Annotated in this window: 16 protein-coding genes; 9 read left to right on the top strand and 7 right to left on the bottom strand. The window is 67.9% G+C overall.

Features of this window, described 5'->3' with window-relative positions:
* Positions 1-70 precede the first annotated feature (70 nt).
* The 7 genes from H8B22_RS08055 to H8B22_RS08025 all read left to right on the top strand — a co-directional run bounded on the left by H8B22_RS08055 (position 71) and on the right by H8B22_RS08025 (position 6,374).
* The gene (locus H8B22_RS08055; RefSeq protein ID WP_187710937.1) at positions 71-739 is read left to right on the top strand and encodes a response regulator transcription factor; all 669 of its coding nucleotides are present in this window, start codon (positions 71-73) and stop codon (positions 737-739) included.
* 311 nt (positions 740-1,050) lie between these two features.
* The gene (locus tag H8B22_RS08050) at positions 1,051-2,358 is read left to right on the top strand and encodes a pepsin-like aspartic protease (protein ID WP_187710936.1); all 1,308 of its coding nucleotides are present in this window, start codon (positions 1,051-1,053) and stop codon (positions 2,356-2,358) included.
* On the top strand, positions 2,346-2,918 hold the full coding sequence (locus tag H8B22_RS08045; RefSeq protein ID WP_187710935.1) for a GNAT family N-acetyltransferase: 573 nt from the start codon (positions 2,346-2,348) through the stop codon (positions 2,916-2,918). Before H8B22_RS08050 ends, H8B22_RS08045 begins: the two co-directional genes overlap by 13 nt.
* 201 nt (positions 2,919-3,119) lie before the next feature.
* Positions 3,120-3,941 carry an SAM-dependent methyltransferase gene (locus H8B22_RS08040; RefSeq protein ID WP_455423533.1) on the top strand — a complete coding sequence of 274 codons (822 nt, stop codon included), beginning with the start codon at positions 3,120-3,122 and terminating at the stop codon, positions 3,939-3,941.
* A 33-nt stretch (positions 3,942-3,974) separates the two neighbouring features.
* Entirely contained in the window at positions 3,975-4,175 is a 201-nt protein-coding gene (locus H8B22_RS08035) for a hypothetical protein (RefSeq protein WP_187710933.1), read from the top strand.
* Positions 4,176-4,246: 71 nt separating this feature from the next.
* Positions 4,247-4,522 carry a hypothetical protein gene (locus tag H8B22_RS08030; protein WP_187710932.1) on the top strand — a complete coding sequence of 92 codons (276 nt, stop codon included), beginning with the start codon at positions 4,247-4,249 and terminating at the stop codon, positions 4,520-4,522.
* 79 nt (positions 4,523-4,601) lie between these two features.
* Complete coding sequence (locus H8B22_RS08025; protein WP_187710931.1) at positions 4,602-6,374, top strand: GGDEF domain-containing protein; 1,773 nt, start codon at positions 4,602-4,604, stop codon at positions 6,372-6,374.
* Positions 6,375-6,974: 600 nt separating this feature from the next.
* Here H8B22_RS08025 and H8B22_RS08020 read toward each other — a convergent pair.
* The gene (locus tag H8B22_RS08020; protein ID WP_187710930.1) at positions 6,975-10,469 is read right to left on the bottom strand and encodes a hybrid sensor histidine kinase/response regulator; all 3,495 of its coding nucleotides are present in this window, start codon (positions 10,467-10,469) and stop codon (positions 6,975-6,977) included.
* Between the two features lie 958 nt (positions 10,470-11,427).
* Between H8B22_RS08020 and H8B22_RS08015 the strand changes: the two genes are divergently transcribed.
* Both H8B22_RS08015 and H8B22_RS08010 read left to right on the top strand, forming a co-directional pair.
* The gene (locus H8B22_RS08015) at positions 11,428-13,596 is read left to right on the top strand and encodes a M4 family metallopeptidase (protein WP_455423539.1); all 2,169 of its coding nucleotides are present in this window, start codon (positions 11,428-11,430) and stop codon (positions 13,594-13,596) included.
* A 169-nt stretch (positions 13,597-13,765) separates the two neighbouring features.
* Positions 13,766-16,012 carry a M20/M25/M40 family metallo-hydrolase gene (locus H8B22_RS08010; RefSeq protein WP_187710928.1) on the top strand — a complete coding sequence of 749 codons (2,247 nt, stop codon included), beginning with the start codon at positions 13,766-13,768 and terminating at the stop codon, positions 16,010-16,012.
* A 66-nt stretch (positions 16,013-16,078) separates the two neighbouring features.
* Here the strand turns inward: H8B22_RS08010 and H8B22_RS08005 are convergent, their stop codons facing one another.
* From H8B22_RS08005 to H8B22_RS07980, 6 genes are all read right to left on the bottom strand, one after another.
* Entirely contained in the window at positions 16,079-16,558 is a 480-nt protein-coding gene (locus H8B22_RS08005) for a hypothetical protein (protein WP_187710927.1), read from the bottom strand.
* 97 nt (positions 16,559-16,655) lie between these two features.
* Positions 16,656-16,823 (bottom strand): 50S ribosomal protein L33, encoded by a 168-nt coding sequence (rpmG, locus tag H8B22_RS08000; protein WP_175489134.1) that lies wholly within the window; start codon positions 16,821-16,823, stop codon positions 16,656-16,658.
* A 12-nt stretch (positions 16,824-16,835) separates the two neighbouring features.
* Positions 16,836-17,072 (bottom strand): 50S ribosomal protein L28, encoded by a 237-nt coding sequence (gene rpmB, locus H8B22_RS07995; protein ID WP_187710926.1) that lies wholly within the window; start codon positions 17,070-17,072, stop codon positions 16,836-16,838.
* A gap of 325 nt (positions 17,073-17,397) precedes the next feature.
* A complete protein-coding gene (locus H8B22_RS07990) occupies positions 17,398-17,760 on the bottom strand; it encodes a lipid-A-disaccharide synthase N-terminal domain-containing protein (RefSeq protein WP_208456940.1) in 363 nt (120 codons plus the stop codon).
* Between the two features lie 8 nt (positions 17,761-17,768).
* Positions 17,769-18,497 carry a glycosyltransferase family 2 protein gene (locus tag H8B22_RS07985; RefSeq protein ID WP_187710925.1) on the bottom strand — a complete coding sequence of 243 codons (729 nt, stop codon included), beginning with the start codon at positions 18,495-18,497 and terminating at the stop codon, positions 17,769-17,771.
* A gap of 97 nt (positions 18,498-18,594) precedes the next feature.
* Positions 18,595-19,575: an NAD-dependent epimerase/dehydratase family protein gene (locus tag H8B22_RS07980; RefSeq protein ID WP_187710924.1), complete on the bottom strand. Its 981-nt coding sequence runs from the start codon at positions 19,573-19,575 to the stop codon at positions 18,595-18,597.
* Positions 19,576-19,585: the final 10 nt, after the last annotated feature.

Below are 19,585 nucleotides of genomic sequence, written 5' to 3'. Positions count from 1 at the left end.
CTACTTGCGCCGCACTTCGACAACGACTTCGCCCCGCCAACCCCCAGCCTCTAGTCCCAAGCCCCCAGCGATGCCCACCCTGCTGATCGCCGACGACCACCCGCTGTTCCGCGAAGCCCTGCGCGGCGCGGTCGCGCGTGTGCTGCCGGAGGCGCGGCTGTGCGAGGCCGACAGCGTCGACGCGCTGTACCTGCTGGTCGACGCCGAACCCGACGCGGACCTGCTCCTGCTCGACCTCAACATGCCCGGCGCACAGGGCTTCTCCGCACTGGTGCACCTGCGTGCGCTGCAACCGCAGCTGCCGATCGTGGTGGTGTCCGCGCGCGAAGAACCGGCGGTGATGCGGCGCGCGCTCGACCACGGCGCGGTCGGTTTCATCCCGAAGTCGGCCGATGCGCGCACCCTGGGCGAAGCGATTTCCAGCGTGCTCGCCGGCGACCGCTGGGCGCCCGCATCCGCGCTCGATGCGCCCGCCGCGAACGCCGACGAGCACGCCGTCGCGCAGCGCCTGCGCGAGCTCACTCCGCAGCAGTTCCGCGTGCTGCAGATGCTCGGCGCGGGGCTGCTGAACAAGCAGATCGCCTACGAACTGGGCGTGTCGGAAGCGACCATCAAGGCGCACATGACCGCGATCCTGCGCAAACTCGGCGCCAGCAACCGCACCCAGGCCGTGCTGCTCGCCGGCCGCCTGGCGATCGATCCGGGCGCGGTGACGTTGCCGCCGGAAGAGGCCGACTGAGGAAGCACCGAGCAGCAACGCAAAAGTGCCCCTCATCCGCCCTTCCAGCAACGGCAAAAGCCCCCTCATCCGCCCTTCGGGCACCTTCTCCCCGCTACCGCGGGGAGAAGAAATAGCAAAGCCTGCGCGCCCTGCTCCCCTCGCCCCGCCTGCGGGGTGAAGGCGGGCGCTTGTGCGCCACTGGCGCACGCCCGGCTGAACGCCCTTGCGCCATGCGCAAGGGCCGGGGGCAGAGCGAGGGACAGCGTTGCGCAGCAACGCAGGGTGAGGGGCCGTGGCGTGCCACCCCTTCCGCCTGCTCCAATGCGCGCATGACCCGCGCCCTCCACCTGCCCATCACCCTCGCCCACGCCAAGGGCGCCTACACCGTGCGCCTCGCGCTCGGCAGCGAACGCCGCAGCGGCAACTTCGTGCTCGACACCGGCAGCAGCACGCTCGCGGTGCTGCCGCACGTCTACGACCCCACCGAGGACAGCAGCCACGCGCCGACCTCGTGGGCGCAGGAAGTCAGTTACGGCGCCGGCCGCTGGGCCGGGCCGGTGCTCAACGCGCAGGTGCATTTCGAAGCGCTGCCGATGCAGGACCAGGCGCACTGCGTGCAACTCGACGCCGCGCCGTTCTCGCTGGTGCAGGCCACGGCGCAGGACCTGCACGGCGCCGACGGCCTGTTCGGGCTCGCCTACACCGGCCTCAACAAGGCCCACGACATGCAGGCCTACCTGAGCGAACGCGGCATCGAACCGCCGCTGACCTGGCCGTGGCCGTTCGACCGCGAGGACGAGAACCTCGCCGACTTCGAGACCCTGATCGAACAGCAACCGCGCGTCGCGGTGACGCCGCTGTTCACCGCGTTGGCCAATGCCGGCCGCGTGGAGAACCGCTTCGCCCTGCTGCTGCGCCGGCCGCTGGTGCACGTCGAGGACGACAGCGCCGATCCGGCCCTGCTCGTCGCCGATCCGCGCAACCAGGGCGTGCTGGTGCTCGGCGGTTCAGCGCGCCAGGACGGCGACCACGCCCACAGCCTGCACGAAGGCGACTTCGACGAGATCCAGTTGGTCGATGACCTCTACTACAACGTCGACCTGATCGCGCTGCAGGTCGGCGACGCGCCGCGCATCCAGCCGCCGCCCTTGTCGGCCGCCGACCAGCGCCGTGGCGGCAGCGACGCCTTCCTCGACACCGGCTGCAGCTTCGTGATCCTGGAGAACTCGCTGTACGACGCGGTGCTTGCCGCGTTCGACGCGTTTGATCCGCGCCTGCGCGCGACGGCCGAACGCTTCCAGCAGGCGTTCGCGCAACACCAGCAGGGCATCGCCAATGCCGACGTCGATGCGCTCGACTGGCCCGACCTGCACGTCTGGCTGCGTGCGCCCGGCGGCGGCGAGACCCGCCTCAGCTGCACCCACGAGCACTACTGGCCGCGCAACGCGATGCAGGCCGGGCAGGCGTATTTCCTGCTGATGCGCCAGCTGCCGCGCTGGCCCGCGCAGAGCATCCTCGGCCTGCCGCTGCTGGCCGAGAAGTACAGCGTGTTCGACCGCAGCGAATGCCGCGACGGCGACTGCGGCCGCGTGCGCGTGGCGAAGGCGCGCGGCGCCGATGCGGCGTGGTCGAACTGATGGCGGTGCTGGAAGCGGGCGTGCTGGAGACGCCGCGGCTGCGGCTGCGGCCGATGGAGGCCGGCGACGAGGCGATGTTCTGCCACCTCTACACCGATCCCGACGTGATGCGCCGCATCCTGCCGCCGCTGTCGAGCGAAGCGGCGACGCAGAGTTTCCGCCGCGCCTGCGCTCACAACGCGAAGGACGCGCCGGGCCACCGCTTCTGGGCGATCGACCACAAGGCGGTCGAGGACGTGCAATCGGCCAGCGCCATCGGCATGGCTGCGCTGCTGCGCAGCGGCGACCGCGCCGAACTCGGGGTGATGCTGCGCCATGGCTGGTGGAACCGCGGGATTTCCAGCGAGGCCTTCGTGCCGCTGATCGACCATGCCTTCCTCGGCATGGGCCTGGCATTGGTGTACGCGGAACGCCCGGACGACGACCACGCCCGCATCATTGACCGCCTGCTCGACCGCTTCGGCTTCGTGCACGCGCCGGAGCGCGCCACCGCACCGAGCCAATGCCGCTGGGAATTGCCGCGCGCGACTTGGGCCGCTCGCCGCGAATCCACACCGTAGGCCCCGTAGAGCCGTAGCCCGGGTAAGGCCGAAGGCCGCACCCGGGGTCGAATCTCGCCGGCACGAAAAGCCCCGGGTGCGCTGCGCTTACCCGGGCTACGAGGGCCACGCCGCGCCCGGCGCACCGCCGACTGAGACGAAGTTTGCAAAATCAGGCGGTCCCGGTATCGTCCCGGAGTCTTTCGGGGGATGGACGGATCCGTGGCAAGCAACGCTGAAAAGCCGGGCAGCCTGGCCTGTGTCGGGCTGGGGATGATGCTGGGGGCCCATCTCGGCCCACGCGCCCGCGCGCATATCGAACAGGCCGATGTGGTCTTCGCCGCCGTGTCCGACCCGGTGGTCGAGTTGTGGATCCAGCAGATGCACCGCGACGTGCGCAGCCTGCAGCCGCACTACGCCGAGGGCAAGCCGCGCCACCAGACCTACCGCGAGATGGTCGACGCCATGCTCGCCGAGGTCCGCGCCGGCCGCACCGTGTGCGGCGCGTTCTATGGCCACCCCGGCGTGTTCGCCAAGGTGCCGCACGACGCGATCGCGCAGGCGCGCAGCGAGGGCTTCCACGCGCACATGGAACCGGGCGTGTCCGCCGAGGACTGCCTGTACGCCGACCTCGGCATCGATCCGGGCCGCGTCGGCTGCGCGCACTTCGAAGCCAGCCAGTTCATGTTCTACCGCCGCCGCATCGATCCGTCGGCGTACCTGGTGCTGTGGCAGGTCGGCATCGCCGGCGACCGCAGCTACCGCCGCTTCGCCACCGGGCCCGAATACCGCCGCCTGCTGGTCGAACGCCTGCGCGAGGACTACCCGCTCGACCACCCGGTCACCGTGTACGAAGCCGCTACGCTCCCGATCACCCAGCCGCGCATGGACACCGTGCCGCTGTGCGACCTGCCCGATACCGCGCTGTACATGCATTCGACGCTGGTGGTACCGCCGTGCGCGCCGCTGCAACGCGACGAGGCGATGCTGGCGCGGATCGAGGCGATCGAGCGCGCTGAAGCCGCAGCCGTCGCAGCTGACTAATCCGTTCCACCACCAACCAGCAGGAGGCTAGTGATGTCCAATGTCGTGCAGTTTCTCGAAGCCCTTGGCGCTTCGCCGAATCAGATTTCCGGCGCCAATTACGCCAGCGCTGTTGCTGCAGCCAAGCTGGACGCTGCCGCCCACGAAGCGCTGGTGGCACGGGACCAAGACGGCCTGAATCGAGCGATTAGCGGTCGCGCCGCCATGCGCTGCTTTGTTTTTGTACCTGATTGACGAAATTTGCTGGAGCGGCATACGCCGCTCCAGCCCCTTGTAGTCCACCCTCAAGCAGTAAGGAGTCGAAGATGTCCAACGTCGTGCAGTTCCTGGAAGCCATGGCCCACAACCCGAAAACGCTGTCGGCTGAGGATTTCGCGGCAGCGGTTGCTAATGCAAAGCTTGAACCAGCCGCGAACCAAGCCCTGCTGGCGGGTGATGCCAACGCTCTGAACCAACTGCTAGGCGGCCGTATTTCGATGATGTGCCTGATTGCACCGGCAGAGAACGATGAGCCGAAGGAAGAAGAGCAGGATGGCGAGGAAGAAGCCCCTGATCGTGAAGCAACGTCACGCGCGGCCTAACAGCCCACGCCATGACGCCTGACTGCAGGATCAGCAACCGGGCGTCATGGTTTAGTTCCGCAATCGCTGGAGAAGCGAAATGAAGCCGGAAAAGATTTGGATTGACGTGATTGGATGCGTCCTTGGTGCGTTGATTCCTTTCACAGCGGTCGCTGCCACTGACGTTGATTCTTTGCTGCGCAAGACTGAGGCGGTCCGAACCAGCGACCCACATGCCTTTGCAGCGGCGCTAACCCAACTGGACGAAGCGCAAAGATCTGCAACTCGGAGCCAGAAGCAGAAGATCAAGTTGCTGCGTGCCTATCAGCGGATGGCCGGGGGAAAATACGACACCGCAATCAGAGAAGCACTTTCCGTTTACGAGGAATCGCCTGAAACGTCCTTGAAGTTCAGAGCGGCCCTGCTCGTCGCCAATGGCGCTGCCATTACGCGTGAGTTCTCCCTTGGCCTTCGCTACCTGGAAAGCGCGCTGGCGCTCCAGGATCAAGTGAGCAACGCTGAGGAAAGAGAACTCGGATCGCTGACCGCTTCAATCCTCTACAACCAGTACGGGCAGTTCGCACTAGGCCAGCACTTTGCTGAACGCCTCTTGGCGCAAGATGCATCTCCACGAAGCAAGTGTTTTGCACAGCAGCTACGAATTGAAGCGCTGTTTGGCTTGGGAGTTTCGCTCGACGACGAAACTGGCATTAACACAGCCATCTCACAGTGCGCCGCATTGCGAGAGCCTATCGCAACGAACCTCCTGCGCGGCTACTTGGCAAGACATTGGGCATCAAAGGGAAAGATCTCAGCAGCCATCGAACTGCTCGAAACAAATCTTAAAGAAGTGGAGGACACCGGATATCCACGCCTGATTGGCGAAATCAATGGCCTGCTAGCCGAGTATCGCCTTCGCAATGGCGACATCCGTGGCGCTGAGATTCATGCTCATCGCGCCCTGAAAAAGGGAGGCAACGATGCATATTCACTCCCTCTGGTTTCAGCACACAAAGTGCTCTATGAAGCCGCGCTGCGCCGCGACGACCTGAAGACGGCCCTCAACGAATACCGCCAGTACGCCGAATCCGACAAGGCCCGCCTCGACGAAGTAAAAGCCCGCGAATTCGCCTTCCAGCTCAGCCGCCACGAGCTGCAGCAGAAGAACCAGTCGATCGAGCTGCTGCAGCGCCAGAACGACGTGCTGCGCCTGCAGCAGGACCTGTCGAAGAAGTCCGCGCAGAACAACCAGCTGCTGGTGGCGATGCTGCTGATGGTGCTCGGCGTCGGCGCCTACTGGGCCTACAAGATCAAGCGCGTGCAGATGATGTTCCGCCGGCAGGCGCAGGTGGACAGCCTCACCGGGATCAGCAACCGCGGCCACTTCCGCGAGGAGGCCGAGGTGCACCTGGCGCGCTGCAAGGCGACGGGCAAGGAGGCGGCGTTGGTGTTGCTGGACCTGGACAACTTCAAGCGCATCAACGACCGCTACGGCCACACCGCCGGCGACAGCGCGCTGCGGCAGGTGGCCGCCGCGTGCCACGCGGCGTGCCGCGAGGGCGACCTGTTCGGCCGGCTGGGCGGCGAGGAATTCGCGATCCTGTCCTGCGGCGCCGACCTGCACGCGGCCGAACGCATCGCGCAGCAGTGCCGCGAGCGGCTCGCCGTGATCGACTCCGCGGCGATCGGCGAGGACGCACCGGCGATCACCGCCAGCTTCGGCTGCGCCACCACGCGGCTGTCGGGCGACAGCTTCGAAAGCCTGTTCATGCACGCCGACCGCGCGATGTACCGCGCCAAGGCCGAAGGCCGCGACCGCGTGTGCACGCACGAGGAACGGCCGGTGCTGGTGCGGACGAGCGCGACGGCGTAACCCCGCTGCGGAACGCGGTAACGCACAACGGCGAGGCCTGGGGGCCTCGCCGTTGTGTTTCCGGGCGCGGCAAGCGCCCCTCATCCGCCCTTCCCTCAACGGGCTGGCGCCCGTTTCGACCTTCTCCCCGCTTTCGCGGGGAGAAGGAACCCAAAACCATTGCATGAGATTGCCCTCCCCCCGCTTGCGGGGGGAGGGACCGCGTTGCGCAGCAACGCAGGGTGAGGGGGCGTGGCGTCCGCCGTTGCACCTTCCCGGCTCCACGCTCCGACCTCGGCAGGTCGAAGCGCCGAGCCCGGAGCTCCGGCGTTGGAGCTGTCGGGGTCCAGCCGCCGACCTCTCCGGGTCGAAGCGCCGAGCTTGGAGGTCCAACCTTGGACCCCGAGGGGTCCAGGCTTCGACCTTGATGGGTCGAAGGTCCGCGCTTGGAGGTCCACGGCTGGCCCCTTCCGGGTCGAAGCGCCGACCCGTCGGGGTCGAGCCGCGGCGCCGGGAGGTCGACGGTCGAAGCTGCAAGGGTCGACGCCTCGACCTACGGAGGTTCGTAGCCCCGGGTAGGCCAGCGGTACCCGGGCGACGGGTTTCGCGATGACTCCGGCCTCAGGCCTGCACCGACTGTCGCGTCGAGGCCAGGAACGCGCGCAGCGATGCCGGCTTCACTGGCTTGGTCAGCACCACGCAGCCGCGTTCGCGCGCAGCCAGTTTCACCGCGTCGCTGCCGTCGCCGGTGAGCAGCGCGGCCGGCAGCTCGATGCCGGCGCGCGCGCGCAAGGCCGCGATCAGGCCGAGGCCGTCGAGGCGGTCGTGCAGGTGGTAGTCGACCAGCAGCACGTCCGGCAGGCGCGCGTCGGCGTGCGCCGCGTCCATCTGCGCCAGTGCCTCGTCGACGTCGGCCGCGACCAGCACCTGCGCCTGCCAGCGCGACAGCAACGCGCGCATGCCGTCGAGGATCTCGCGGTCGTTGTCGATGCACAGCGCGCGCAGGCCGGCGAGCGAATCCGGCGGCGTCTCGATGCGCGCGTCTTCCGGTGGCACCGCGAACTGCGCGCGCCCGAACGGCACGGTGATCGCGAACATGCTGCCGTGGCCCACGCGCGAACGCACCGCGAGCGGATGCTCCAGCGTGCGTGCGATGCGCTGGCAGATCGACAGGCCCAGGCCGAGGCCGCGTTCGCCGCTGGTGCCGGGCTGCTCGAAGCGGCGGAACTCCTCGAAGATCTGTTCGAGGTGGTGTTCGGAGATGCCGGGGCCGGTGTCCCACACCTGCAGCGCCACCGCGCCGTCGCGCGCGCGCGCGGTCAGCAGCACGCCGTCGCCGCGGCCACCGCGCGGCCGGGTGTAGCGCAGCGCGTTGGCGAGGAAGTTCTGCAGCGCGCGCCGCAGCAGGCGGCGATCGCTGTGCACCGGCAACGGTTCCGCGCACAGGCGCACGCGCAGCTGCAGGCCGCGCTCGGCGGCCATCGGTGCGTACTGGGTGGCGAGTTCGCGCAGCAGTTCGCCGGCGTCGAAGTCGCTGCGTTCGGGCTGCAGCGCGCCCGCTTCCAGGCGCGAGATGTCGAGCAGGCCGTCGAGCAGTTCCTCCGCCGCACGCAGCGAGGCGTCGACGCGCTCGGCCAGGTGCGATTGCTCGCCGCTCACGCCGCTCTCGCGCAACGCCGAGGCGAACAGGCGCGCGGCGTTCAGCGGCTGCAGCACGTCGTGGCTGACCGCGGCGAGGAAGCGCGTCTTCGACTGCTGCGCCGCCTCGGCTTCGCGCGTGCGCTGCTCGACGCGCTGTTCCAGCGTCTCGTTGACCTCGCGCAGCTGGCTTTCCACGCGCTTGTAGTCGGTGACGTCGCTGTAGCTGGTGACGTAGCCGCCGCCGGGCAGGGGCTGGCCGCGCATCTCGACCACCTGGCCGCTGGCGCGCACGCGTTCGAACACGTGCGGCGTGCCGGCGCGCAGATGGCCGAGGCGGCGCCGCACCTGTTCCTCCACGCCCGCGGGCGACAACGGCCCGGTGCCGATCTCGCCGCGGCGCGCGTTCCAGCGGATCAGGTCGCTGACCGGGCGGCCGACGTAGAGCATGCCGTCGGGGTAGCCGAACAGTTCCTGGTAGCGCCGGTTCCACGCGACCAGGCGCATCTCGGCATCGACCACGCTCACGCCCTGGCTGATGTTCTCCAGCGTGGTCGACAGCACCTGGCGGTTGAAGCGCAGCTCCTGGCTGGCCTCGTCGAGCAGCGACACCACTTCGCCCAGCTCCATGCCCGAGCCGCGCAGCGCGGTAGTGAGGGTGAGGCGCGCGGAGGCCGCGCCGATCGCCGAGGCGAGCAGGCGTTCGGTGAACTGCGCGAGTGCGCGGTCGGCGGGTTGTTCGGGATGCCACGGCCGGCCCTGCGCCCGCGCGTATTCCTCGAAGGCGCGGCGCGCGTGGCGCTCGCCGACGATGCGTTCGGCCAGCGCCAGCAGTTCGCCGCTGCGCACGCTGCCGGCCCAGCCGCCGGGGCCGAGCGCGGAGCGCTGCGCGTACGGGTCGAGGTAGGAGGTGGCGAGCAGCTGGTCCTGCAGGCGCGGCCGCTTCCACGCGGAGACGCCGACGAAGGCGGCGATATTGGCGAGCAGCGACCACACCACGCCGTGGGTGAGCGCGTCCCAGCCGCTCAGGCCGAGCAGCTGTTCCGGCCGCAGCCAGCCGATGCCGAGCGGTCCCTGCGTGATCCAGCCGGTGTCGAGCCAGCCGGCGCGGGCCAGCGCCGGCAGCAGCAGCGTGTACGCCCACAGCAGCGCGCCGAGCAGCAGGCCGGTGAACGCGCCCGCGCGGCTGGCGCCGCGCCAGTACAGGCCGCCGATCAGCGCGGGCGCGAACTGCGCGACCGCGGCGAACGCGAGCAGGCCGTGCTGCGCCAGCGTCTCGCCCGCGGAACCGCGGTGGTAGGCGTAGGCCATCAGCGCCAGCGCGACGATCGTCGCGCGCCGCACCCACAGCACCTGGCGGTCGATGCTCGCGCCTTCGCGCAGGGCGCCGCTGCGCAGCAGCAGCGGCATCACCAGGTCGTTGCTGACCATCGTCGCCAACGCGACGCTCGCCACGATGACCATGCCGGTCGCCGCGGAGAAGCCACCGACGTAGGCGATCATCGCCAATGCGTTCTGGTCCAGCGCCAGGGGCAGCGCGAGCACGTAGGTGTCGGGCGAGGTGCCGGTGCCGGCCAGCAACGATTGCCCCGCCAGCGTGATCGGCACCACCAGCAGGCTGACGATGACGAGATAGCCGCCGAACAGCCAACGCGCCGGACGCAGGTCGCCCGCATCCTGGCACTCGACCACGGCGACGTGGAACTGGCGCGGCAGGCACACGATCGCGGCGAAGGCGAGCAGCGTCTGCGCGACGAAGCCCGCGGGCATGCCTTGGGCGAAGACCACTTCGGACGCCTGCACCACGCGGTCGGCGGTGTTGCCGCTGCCGGGCAGGTGCGCCATCGCGAACACGCCGATGGCGACGAACGCGAGCAGCTTCACCAGCGATTCCAGCGCGACGGCGAGGACCATGCCGCGGTGGTGTTCGGTCGCGTCGATCTGGCGCGTGCCGAACAGGATCGCGAATGCCGCCAGCAGCAGCGCCACGTACAGCGCCGGATCGCCGGGCATGACCTGCTCGCTGCCCGGCGCCAGCACCGACACGCTCAAGGCCACCGCCTTGAACTGCAGCGCGACGTACGGCACCGCCGCGATCAGCGCCACCGTCGCGACCAGCGCGGCGAGGCCCGGCGCGCGGCCGTAGCGCGAGGACAGGAAGTCGGCGATGGAGACGATGCGGTGCTCGCCGGAGATCAGCACCAGCCGCTCGAGGATGCGCCAACCGAACAGCAGCATCAGCATCGGGCCGAGGTAGATCGGCAGGAAACCCAGGCCGGTGCGCGCGGCGGTGCCCACCGCGCCGTAGAACGTCCACGACGAGGCATACACCGCCAGCGCCAGCGAATACACCAGCGGGCGCAGCCGGCGCTGCTGCGCCTTCGTGCCGGGCTCGCGCTGGTCGCCGATATAGGCGACGGTGAACAGCAGGCCGACATAGCCCAGCGACACCAGCAGCAGCATCCAGCCCGGGATCACGCGTGGTTGTCTCCGCCTTCGCATGGCGCGCCGTCGCGCCTTCGCCTGCGAGTGTACGGCCCACGCCGCGCGCGACAGAGGCTGCGCAACCAAAGTCGTAGGCAGCGGCGAGCATCGCTGCCCGGGTGCGTTGGGTCGCTCCTTGAGCGGCGTTTGCGGCGCTCGCGGACAGAACGGCGGCGCATTGCTGCGATGCGGCGTGCACGCGGCGGACCCGGTGTGCAGGATGCGCGCGCCGCATGGGCCGCGGCAGGAGTGGGGACCCGGGCCGGTCGTCCACTCGTCGTCACCTCCGCACTTTCCTCTGGCGCGACCTGCGCGCCGCTGGCGGGTGCGGGTCGACGCGAAGACACAGGGATGTCAGCTCCGACGGCGCCATGCCGCGGAATGGCCTGCGCTCTCGCCGGGGTGACGACACCTGTCGTCCCTGACTTCCCCCGGAGTTACACATGCAGCGCCCCGACCGCCCCCACGCCGCCATTCTGTCCAATGCGCCGCAGCGCGCACGCGACGCGATCGTCACCACGCCGCCATCGTGTTCCACGCGCCGCAACGCGCCGGGACACGCAGCCACCGAGCGGCCCCGAATCACGTCCTGACGATTGTTCATTCGCACCGGAAGGTGCGGATGGATGCCGTCGAACGCGCGCCGGCAGCGCTCGCGGCCTTTGCAGCCACTGCAGTTCCTTGATCGACGGCCTTCCCTGTTCGGCCGCTTCTGGCAATGCGATCTGGCAATCCGATCTGGCAGTCCAACTCGCCCGGTGATTTCCCCCAATCCGACCGCCCGACTGCTGCATCCGCAGCCGCCCCCATGCGTCCAGGAGGACTGAGTGAGGGTCGCCGTCGGCAACGGCTTCAACATCCCATCGTTTTCAAGGAGAGAGTTGTGGAACGCAATCAGTTGAACCTGCTCGCACTTTCGCCGCTGGCGTTCGCTATCGCGTGCGCACCGGCCATGGCTGCCTCGCGCATCGACCTGCACCAGCAGGATGCCAAGCGTCTCGAAGCGCAATACCAGGCTGCCACCGCGCGCTCCGGCGGCGCTGCCAGCGCAGCCGACCGCCATGCCGAGATGCTCGGCCTCGATGCCGATTCCGGCCTCAAGCTGCTCGATACCGACACCAGCAACGGCACGGTGCGCCGCTACCAGCAGACCTTCCGCGGCATTCCGGTGTTCGGTGAGAGCGTCGTCGTCGCGGAAGACCGCAACGGCAACGTGCGCACGATGTTCGGTCGCCGCGTCGACGGCCTCGCCCGCGAACTGCCGGCAGCGGCGGCCAAGCTCGACAAGGGCCAGGCCCTGGCGATCGGCAAGCAGGCCGGGCTCGGCAGCAGCCTGGTGGCCAAGCGCACCGAAAACGAGAAGAGCGACCTGTCGATCTGGGTCGACGACAACGACCGCGCGCACCTGGTCTATGTCGTGTCCTACTTCGCCGACAGCTCGAACGGTGGCGCCCCGTCGCGTCCGTTCGTGATCGTCGATGCCAACAACGGCAAGGTGCTCAAGCAGTGGGACGGCCTGACCCACGCGCTGGTCGGCACCGGCCCTGGCGGCAACGCCAAGACCGGCCAGTACGAGTGGGGTTCGGGCGGCATCTATGGCTTCCTCGACGTGGCGCAGAGCGGCACCACCTGCACCATGAACAACACCAACGTGAAGTCGGTGAACCTCAACGGTGGCACCAGCGGCACGACGGCGTATTCGTACACCTGCCCGCGCAACACCTACAAGACCATCAACGGCGGCTACTCGCCGATCAACGACGCGCATTACTTCGGCGGCGTGATCACCAACATGTATCCGGCCTACACCGGCTACAACGCGTTGAGCTTCCAGCTGGTCATGCGCGTGCACTACAGCACCAGCTACGAGAACGCGTTCTGGAACGGATCGAACATGACGTTCGGCGACGGCGCCAGCACGTTCTATCCGCTGGTCAGCGCCGACGTCGCCGGCCACGAGGTCTCGCACGGCTTCACCGAGCAGCACTCCAACCTGACCTACTCGGGCATGTCCGGCGGCATCAACGAAGCGTTCTCGGACATGGGCGGCGAAGCCACCGAACACTACTGGAAGGGCACGGCGGACTACCTCGTCGGCCAGGAGATCTTCAAGTCCACCGGCGCGCTGCGCTACATGTGCAATCCGACCCAGGACGGCCGCTCGATCGACAACGCGGCCAACTTCACGTCCAGCATGGACGTGCACCACTCCTCGGGCGTGTACAACAAGGCGTTCTGCAACCTCTCCAAGACCGCCGGATGGGACGTGCCCAAGGCGTTCAAGGTGATGGCACGTGCCAACGCGCTGTACTGGACCGCCAGCTCGACCTTCAACCAGGGTGCGTGCGGTGTCGAAACGGCGGCGACCGACCTGGGCTTCACCAAGGCCGACGTGACCGCAGCCTTCACCACCGTCGGCGTGAGCTGCTCGGGTGGCGGCGGTGGCGGCACGGTGACGACGCTGAGCAATGGCGTGGCCGTGACCGGCATCGGCGCTTCGACCGGTGCGGACAAGTACTACAAGCTGGACGTGCCGGCCGGTGCGACCAACCTGAAGTTCGTGACCTCCGGCGGTTCGGGCGATGCCGACCTGTACGTGAAGTTCGGTTCGCAGCCGACCACGACGTCGTATGACTGCAAGTCGGAAGGCAGCACCACCGCCGAGACCTGCAACATCACCACGGCCCAGGCCGGCACGTACTACGTCACCATCCATGCCTACAGCACCTACTCGGGCATGAGCCTGACCGGCAGCTACAGCACCGGTGGCGGCGGCAGCACGCAGACCTACAGCAACACGACCGACTATCCGATCAACGACAACGCCACGGTGGATTCGCCGATCACGGTCTCCGGCCGTACCGGCAATGCGCCGAGCAATGCGTCGGTCACGGTCGCGATCGTGCACACCTACATCGGTGACCTGAAGGTCGATCTCGTGGCGCCGGACGGCACGCTGTACAACATCCACAACCACACCGGTTCGAGCACCGACAACATCAACAAGACGGTAACGCTGAACCTGTCGACCGAAGCGCTGAACGGCACGTGGAAGCTACGCGTGAACGACAACGCCAACGCCGACACCGGCTACATCAACAGCTGGAGCGTCACGTTCTGATGCCGCGTGGTCCGGACCGGCAACCGGTCCGGACTGCTGGCTGCGAACGCATTGAACCTCGAAGCCGGCGAGCCGTTGCGGCTCGCCGGCTTCGTATCCACGTCATCGTCGGCTGGGTCGCGCCGGCACCCGTGCAGGACGCGCCGATGAGCATCACAGGGAGAGTCCGATGAAGTTCCGTTCCATGCGGAGGGCATCGCTTGCCGCTCCGGTTTCCGTCGTCCACCTGCTGTCGGCCGCGCTGCTTGGCGCCGCCGTCCTCGTGCCTTCCGTGCAGGCGCAGACGCGCACCTCCACGCCCGCTTCCGCCGAGGACCCGCATGCGCCGGTATATGTCGTGGCCTCGCGCGCGACCTATCTCGCCGGCCTGCAGGACGTGGCCACTGAAGGCCTGTCGCGTCGAGACAGCCAGGGCCATGAACTGGTCATCGCCAGGCTGCGTTCACACCAGGTCGGCGACCTCGCCCGCCACGTGCACGAGAAGGAGAACCGCTGCGGTGGCTTCTTCGCCTTCGACAGCCTTACCGATGCCGAGACCTTCATCCGCAACGATCGCAGCGCGCAGGCGATGAAGGGCTCTTCGCTTGCCAATGCACTGCTCGCCGCACCGATCGACAACGGCGCCACGGTGAATCCGTGGCTGGGCAACGTCGACGCCAGCCGCATCAAGGCGACGATCGGCACGCTGTCGGGCTACACCAACCGCTATTACACATCGACCACCGGCAAAACGTCGGCGGAATGGATCAAGTCGACCTGGGACAGCCTCGCCAGTGGCCGCAGCGACGTCAGCAGCGAGCTGTACACCGGCTGCAGCAACTGTTCCACGCAGCCGTCGGTGATCCTCACCATCCAGGGCGTCGAGCTGCCGAACGAAGTGGTAGTGCTGGGCGCGCACCTGGATTCGATCAACGGCAGTGCCGGTGGCAGCACCTCGCAAGTCGCACCGGGCGCGGACGACGACGCTTCGGGCATCGCCACGCTCACCGAAGTGTTGCGCGTGTCGCTCGCCAATGGCTGGCGCCCGAAGCGCACCGTGAAGTTCATGGGTTATGCGGCGGAGGAAGTCGGCCTACGCGGTTCCAACGCTATCGCGCAGTCGTTCAAGACCGCCGGCACCAACGTCGTCGGCGTGCTGCAACTGGACATGACCAACTACCAGACAGGCAGCACCGAGATGCGCATCGTCAGCGACTATTCGAGCGCGGACATGAAGCAATTCCTCGCCGACCTGTTCGACACGTACCTGGCGCCGCTCGGCATCCAGCGCGGCACCTACACCTGCGGCTACGGCTGTTCCGACCACGCCTCGTGGACGAGCGCCGGCTATCCCGCCGCGATCATGTTCGAAGGCGGCACCGCCAGTGGCGGGTACAACCCGAACATCCACACCACCGCAGACACGCTGGCGAACATGGGCGACAGCGCGGCCCCGTCGGCGCATTTCGCCAAGTTCGGCCTCGCCTTCCTCGGCGAACTGGGAAAGACCGCGGGCGGCAGCAGCAACGCACCGCCGGTGGCGAACTTCAGCAGCAGCGTGAGCGGACTCACGGTGAACTTCACCGACGCGTCAAGCGACAGCGATGGCAGCATCGCGTCGCGCAGCTGGACCTTCGGTGACGGTACGTCGTCCACCTCGACCAATCCCAGCCACACCTACGCGGCGGCGGGCAGTTACACCGTCACGCTGACCGTCACCGACAACGGTGGCGCCAGCAACAGCAAGTCGCAGACGGTGACCGTGGGCAGCAGCGGTTCGAACCTGCAGAACGGCGTCGCGGTCACCGGCATCAGCGGGGCCACGGGCAGCGAACAGCGCTGGACGATGCAGGTGCCAAGCGACTCGACCGGATTGAAGTTCGTCACCAGCGGCGGCACGGGCGATGCCGACCTGTACGTGAAGTTCGGCACCGCGCCGACCACCACCAGCTACGACTGCAAGTCCGAAGGCAGTACCACTGCCGAAACCTGCAATCTTCCGGCGGCGACACCGGGTACGTGGCATGTGCTGGTCAAGGGCTACTCTGCCTTCTCCGGGATGAGCCTCACCGGCAGCTACACGATCAGCGGTCCGCGCACGAGCTACAGCAACACGACCGACTACGCGATCAACGACAACGCCACGGTGGATTCGCCGGTCACGGTCTCCGGCCGCAGCGGTAATGCACCGGCGGACACCTCGGCGACCGTGGCGATCGTGCACACCTACATCGGCGACCTGAAGGTCGACCTGGTCGCACCGGACGGCACGCTGTACAACATCCACAACCGCACCGGCAGCAGCACCGACAACATCAACAAGACGGTGACGCTGAACCTGTCGAGCGAGGCGCTCAACGGCACGTGGAAGCTGCGCGTGAACGACAACGCCAATGGCGATGTCGGCAGGATCGACAACTGGGGCATCACGTTCTGATGCAGTGACACGGGTTTCTGCAAGCCACAAGCCCCGGCTGCGACCGGGGCTTTGTTTTTGTCGTATCTACTCGCGCGCGCCGGCCAACGCCGTGCCGTGTTCCAGATAATGGTTGAGCCGCGCTTCCCAGTCGCGCATGAACTGTTCGTAGTACGCCGCGGTGAACCCGGCGACGAAGGCATCGCCTTCCACACCCAGGCTGGTGTGCATGTACGTGACGATGGCGTCGCAACCGGCAGCGCTCGCCTGCAGCTGGATGCGCAGGCGGCACGCGGTGACGCCCGGCGTGATCTTCAGCATCTCGACGAAGCCGGCGTCGGCTTCGTGCCGGGTGACGTACCAGATCGCGTCGCCGGGTTCGGCCGCGGTGGTGAACACGCAGTCGGGTTCGGCCACGCCGGACGCGCTCACGACCAGCAGCGGGTTCCAGCCTTCGATCCAGTCCGCTTCGCGCACCGGGCACAGCAGCGGGAAGACGCGCGCGGGTTCGGCGACGAGCTGCTGCACGTAGCTGTGGGCGACGCGGTTGGGCGCTTGGATGTTCATGTCGTCTCCTGGCGTTCGGGCGGGCAAAAAGAAAGCCCGCCTTGCGGCGGGCTTCGGTACATCTTCGAACAAGCCGGTTACGAGCCGGCCGGAAGACTTACTTGATCTTGCCTTCCTTGTAGATCACATGCTTGCGAACGACGGGGTCGTACTTCTTGACCTCCATCTTGTTCGGCGTGTTCTTCTTGTTCTTGTCCGTGGTGTAGAAGTGGCCGGTGTTGGCCGAGGAGATCAGACGGATCTTGTCGCGCTTGGAAGCCATGATTCAGATCCTCCTTCAGATCTTCTCGCCGCGCTTGCGCAGGTCGGCCAGGACGGCGTCGATGCCGTTCTTGTCGATGGTGCGCAGGCCAGCGTTGGAAAGGCGCAGCTTCACCCAGCGGTTTTCGCTGGCAACCCAGAACCGGCGTTCATGCAGGTTCGGGAGGAAACGGCGGCGGGTCTTGTTCATTGCGTGCGAGACGTTGTTGCCGGTCGTCGTACGCTTGCCGGTTACTTGGCAAACTCGGGACATACGCACCTCGAGAGGTAATTGATGCTTCCCTTGGCCAGGGAGGCGGCGGCCCCTCCGCCCGCGATGGATTGCGGCGGCTCACGATACAGGTAGGAAAAATGTCCGCTGCCGGCGGCGGGAGGGAATCGTGGTTCCGGTCCCGCCCGGTCTAGGCCTAAGCCGACCGGACGCAGCGAGCCGCGCATTATGCCCGCGCCGACCGGGCCGGGCAAGGCTTATCCACAGGCCCGGTCCCGACGGGCCGAGGCTTCGGGGCTGGGATGGGCCGGACTCCTCCCCGGTGGGCGAGGGCAAGGCTGCGAGGCGGGCTGGAGCCCGCCCTACGTCAATGGGTCGCCTTATCCCGGCGCCAGCCGCGGTGGCGGATGTCCAGCCACAGGCTGTAGCAGGCCGTGAAGGTCGGGAACAGGTTCTGCAGGATGCCGACCGAGTCGTTCTTGCCGAAGACGAAGTAGGCCAGGGTCATCACGCTGCCCACGATGCTCATGTACCAGAACAGCCGCGGGATCACCGGCTTGCCCTGGCGCTTGCTGGCGACGAACTGCACCAGCCAGCGCCCGCCGAACATCAGCGCGCCGGTCAGGCCGATCAGCTTCCACGGCGACATGTGCAGGCCGGTCCAGTCCAGCCACGGGATCGGCGCGTCCATGACGTCCGCCCCACCCGCGGCGACCGCCGCCGCTGCCATCAGCAACATCAGACCTCCTCCACCGCCGTGCGCTTGCTGCGCACGATCAGCCAGGCCACCCCGCGCAGGTCGCGGATGCCGACCAGGGCGCGGTTGAGGTTGTTGTACTTGGACACGCCCGCGGTGCGGGCGCGGTGGTTGACCGGCACACTCACCGTCTTCCAGCCCGCGCGCTGCATCAGCGCCGGCAGGTAGCGGTGCATGTGATCGAAGTAGGGCAGGTCGAGGAACGCGGCGCGTTCGAACAGCTTGATCCCGCAGCCGGTGTCGGGGGTGGCGTCGCGCAGCATGCGCGCGCGGATCGCGTTGGCCCACTTGCTGGCCCAGCGCTTGCTGCCGCTGTCCTGGCGGTTGACGCGCCAGCCGGCGAACAGCTTCACGTCTGCGCTGCCCTTGGCGCGTTCGGCGATCAGCTTGGGGATGTCGGCCGGGTCGTTCTGGCCGTCGCCGTCGAGGGTGGCGACCCACGCGCCGCGCGCGGCCTTCACGCCGGTGCGGATCGCGGTGCTCTGCCCGCTCTGGTCGGTGTGGTGGAGCACGCGCAGCTCGGGCACCTGCGCCTTGAGGTCGCGCAGCACGGCGAGGGTGTTGTCGCGCGAACGGTCGTCGACATAGACGATCTCGAACGCGACCACGCCGCGCAGGGCCGCAACGATCTCGTGCACCAGCGGGGGGACGTTGTCCTGTTCGTTGAACACGGGCACGACGACGGAGATTTGAGGCAGCTGTGGGGTCATGGGGCGCCCGCGCGGCCTTGCGCGCGGCTGAACGGGTCCGGTGGGCGTGCATCGTACCCGCCCGCCGTTGCGCCGTCAGTCTCGCCGGCAGGACGGTTCAGGCGCGGTCGCCGAAGTAATCCCGGCACCACGCCACCACCTGCGGCAGGCCGGACTCGATCGGCGTGGCCGGCTCGAAGCCGAACGCCGCCCGCGCCCGCGCGGTGTCGGCCATGGTTTCGACCATGTCGCCGGGCTGCATCGGCTTGTACACCTTCTGCGCCGGCCGCCCGGCCGCCTGCTCGATCACCGCGATGAAGCGCTCCAGCTCGACCGGGGTGTGGTTGCCGAGGTTGAAGACGCGGTGCGGCGCGCTTTCGGGCGAGATGCCGCCCTCGGGCGGATGGTCGAGCGCGCCGAGCACGCCGGCGACGATGTCGGCGATGAAGGTGAAGTCGCGGCGCATCCGGCCGTGGTTGAACACCTCGATCGGCCGCCCCGCCAGCACAGCGCGCGAGAACAGCAGCGGCGCCATGTCCGGGCGCCCCCACGGGCCATACACGGTGAAGAAACGCAGCCCGGTGGAATGCAGCCGGTACAGGTGCGCGTAGGTGTGCGCCATCAGCTCGTTCGCCGCCTTGGTCGCGGCGTACAGCGAGCGCGGCTGGTCGATGCGCTGGTCCTCGGAGAACGGCGGCGTCGCCGAATCGCCGTACACCGACGAGGAACTGGCGTACGCCAGGTGCTGCACGCCGCGGTGCCGGCACAGCTCGAGCAGGTTGACGAAGCCGACCAGGTTGCTGTCGACGTAGGCGTGCGGATGGGTCAGCGAGTAGCGCACGCCGGCCTGCGCGGCCAGGTGCACGACGCGATCCGGCTTAACCTCGTCGAACAACGCCGCCAGACCGTCGCGGTCGACCAGGTCGAGCACGCGGATGTCGGCATCCGGGCACAACGCCTTGATGCGATCGCGCTTGATCTGCGGATCGTAATAATCGTTGTAGTTGTCGAGCCCGACCACGGCGTCGCCGCGGTCCAGCAATGCGCGGCACACGTGGGCGCCGATGAAGCCGGCCGCGCCGGTCACGAGGATGGTCATGCGCGCATTC

This window comes from Lysobacter terrestris, assembly GCF_014489475.1.
Lineage (GTDB): Bacteria > Pseudomonadota > Gammaproteobacteria > Xanthomonadales > Xanthomonadaceae > Agrilutibacter > Agrilutibacter terrestris.
This window is presented reverse-complemented; position numbering and strand designations above follow the sequence as displayed.

Coding starts and splice junctions, on each gene's coding strand:
- H8B22_RS07985 (WP_187710925.1), bottom strand. CDS start 18,497: ATGACCCCACAGCTGCCTCAAATCTCCGTCGTCGTGCCCGTGTTCAAC.
- H8B22_RS08005 (WP_187710927.1), bottom strand. CDS start 16,558: ATGAACATCCAAGCGCCCAACCGCGTCGCCCACAGCTACGTGCAGCAG.
- H8B22_RS08010 (WP_187710928.1), top strand. CDS start 13,766: ATGAAGTTCCGTTCCATGCGGAGGGCATCGCTTGCCGCTCCGGTTTCC.
- H8B22_RS08035 (WP_187710933.1), top strand. CDS start 3,975: ATGTCCAATGTCGTGCAGTTTCTCGAAGCCCTTGGCGCTTCGCCGAAT.
- H8B22_RS08055 (WP_187710937.1), top strand. CDS start 71: ATGCCCACCCTGCTGATCGCCGACGACCACCCGCTGTTCCGCGAAGCC.
- H8B22_RS08025 (WP_187710931.1), top strand. CDS start 4,602: ATGAAGCCGGAAAAGATTTGGATTGACGTGATTGGATGCGTCCTTGGT.
- H8B22_RS08050 (WP_187710936.1), top strand. CDS start 1,051: ATGACCCGCGCCCTCCACCTGCCCATCACCCTCGCCCACGCCAAGGGC.
- H8B22_RS07990 (WP_208456940.1), bottom strand. CDS start 17,760: ATGGCAGCGGCGGCGGTCGCCGCGGGTGGGGCGGACGTCATGGACGCG.
- H8B22_RS08015 (WP_455423539.1), top strand. CDS start 11,428: ATGGCTGCCTCGCGCATCGACCTGCACCAGCAGGATGCCAAGCGTCTC.
- rpmB (WP_187710926.1), bottom strand. CDS start 17,072: ATGTCCCGAGTTTGCCAAGTAACCGGCAAGCGTACGACGACCGGCAAC.
- H8B22_RS08030 (WP_187710932.1), top strand. CDS start 4,247: ATGTCCAACGTCGTGCAGTTCCTGGAAGCCATGGCCCACAACCCGAAA.
- H8B22_RS07980 (WP_187710924.1), bottom strand. CDS start 19,575: ATGACCATCCTCGTGACCGGCGCGGCCGGCTTCATCGGCGCCCACGTG.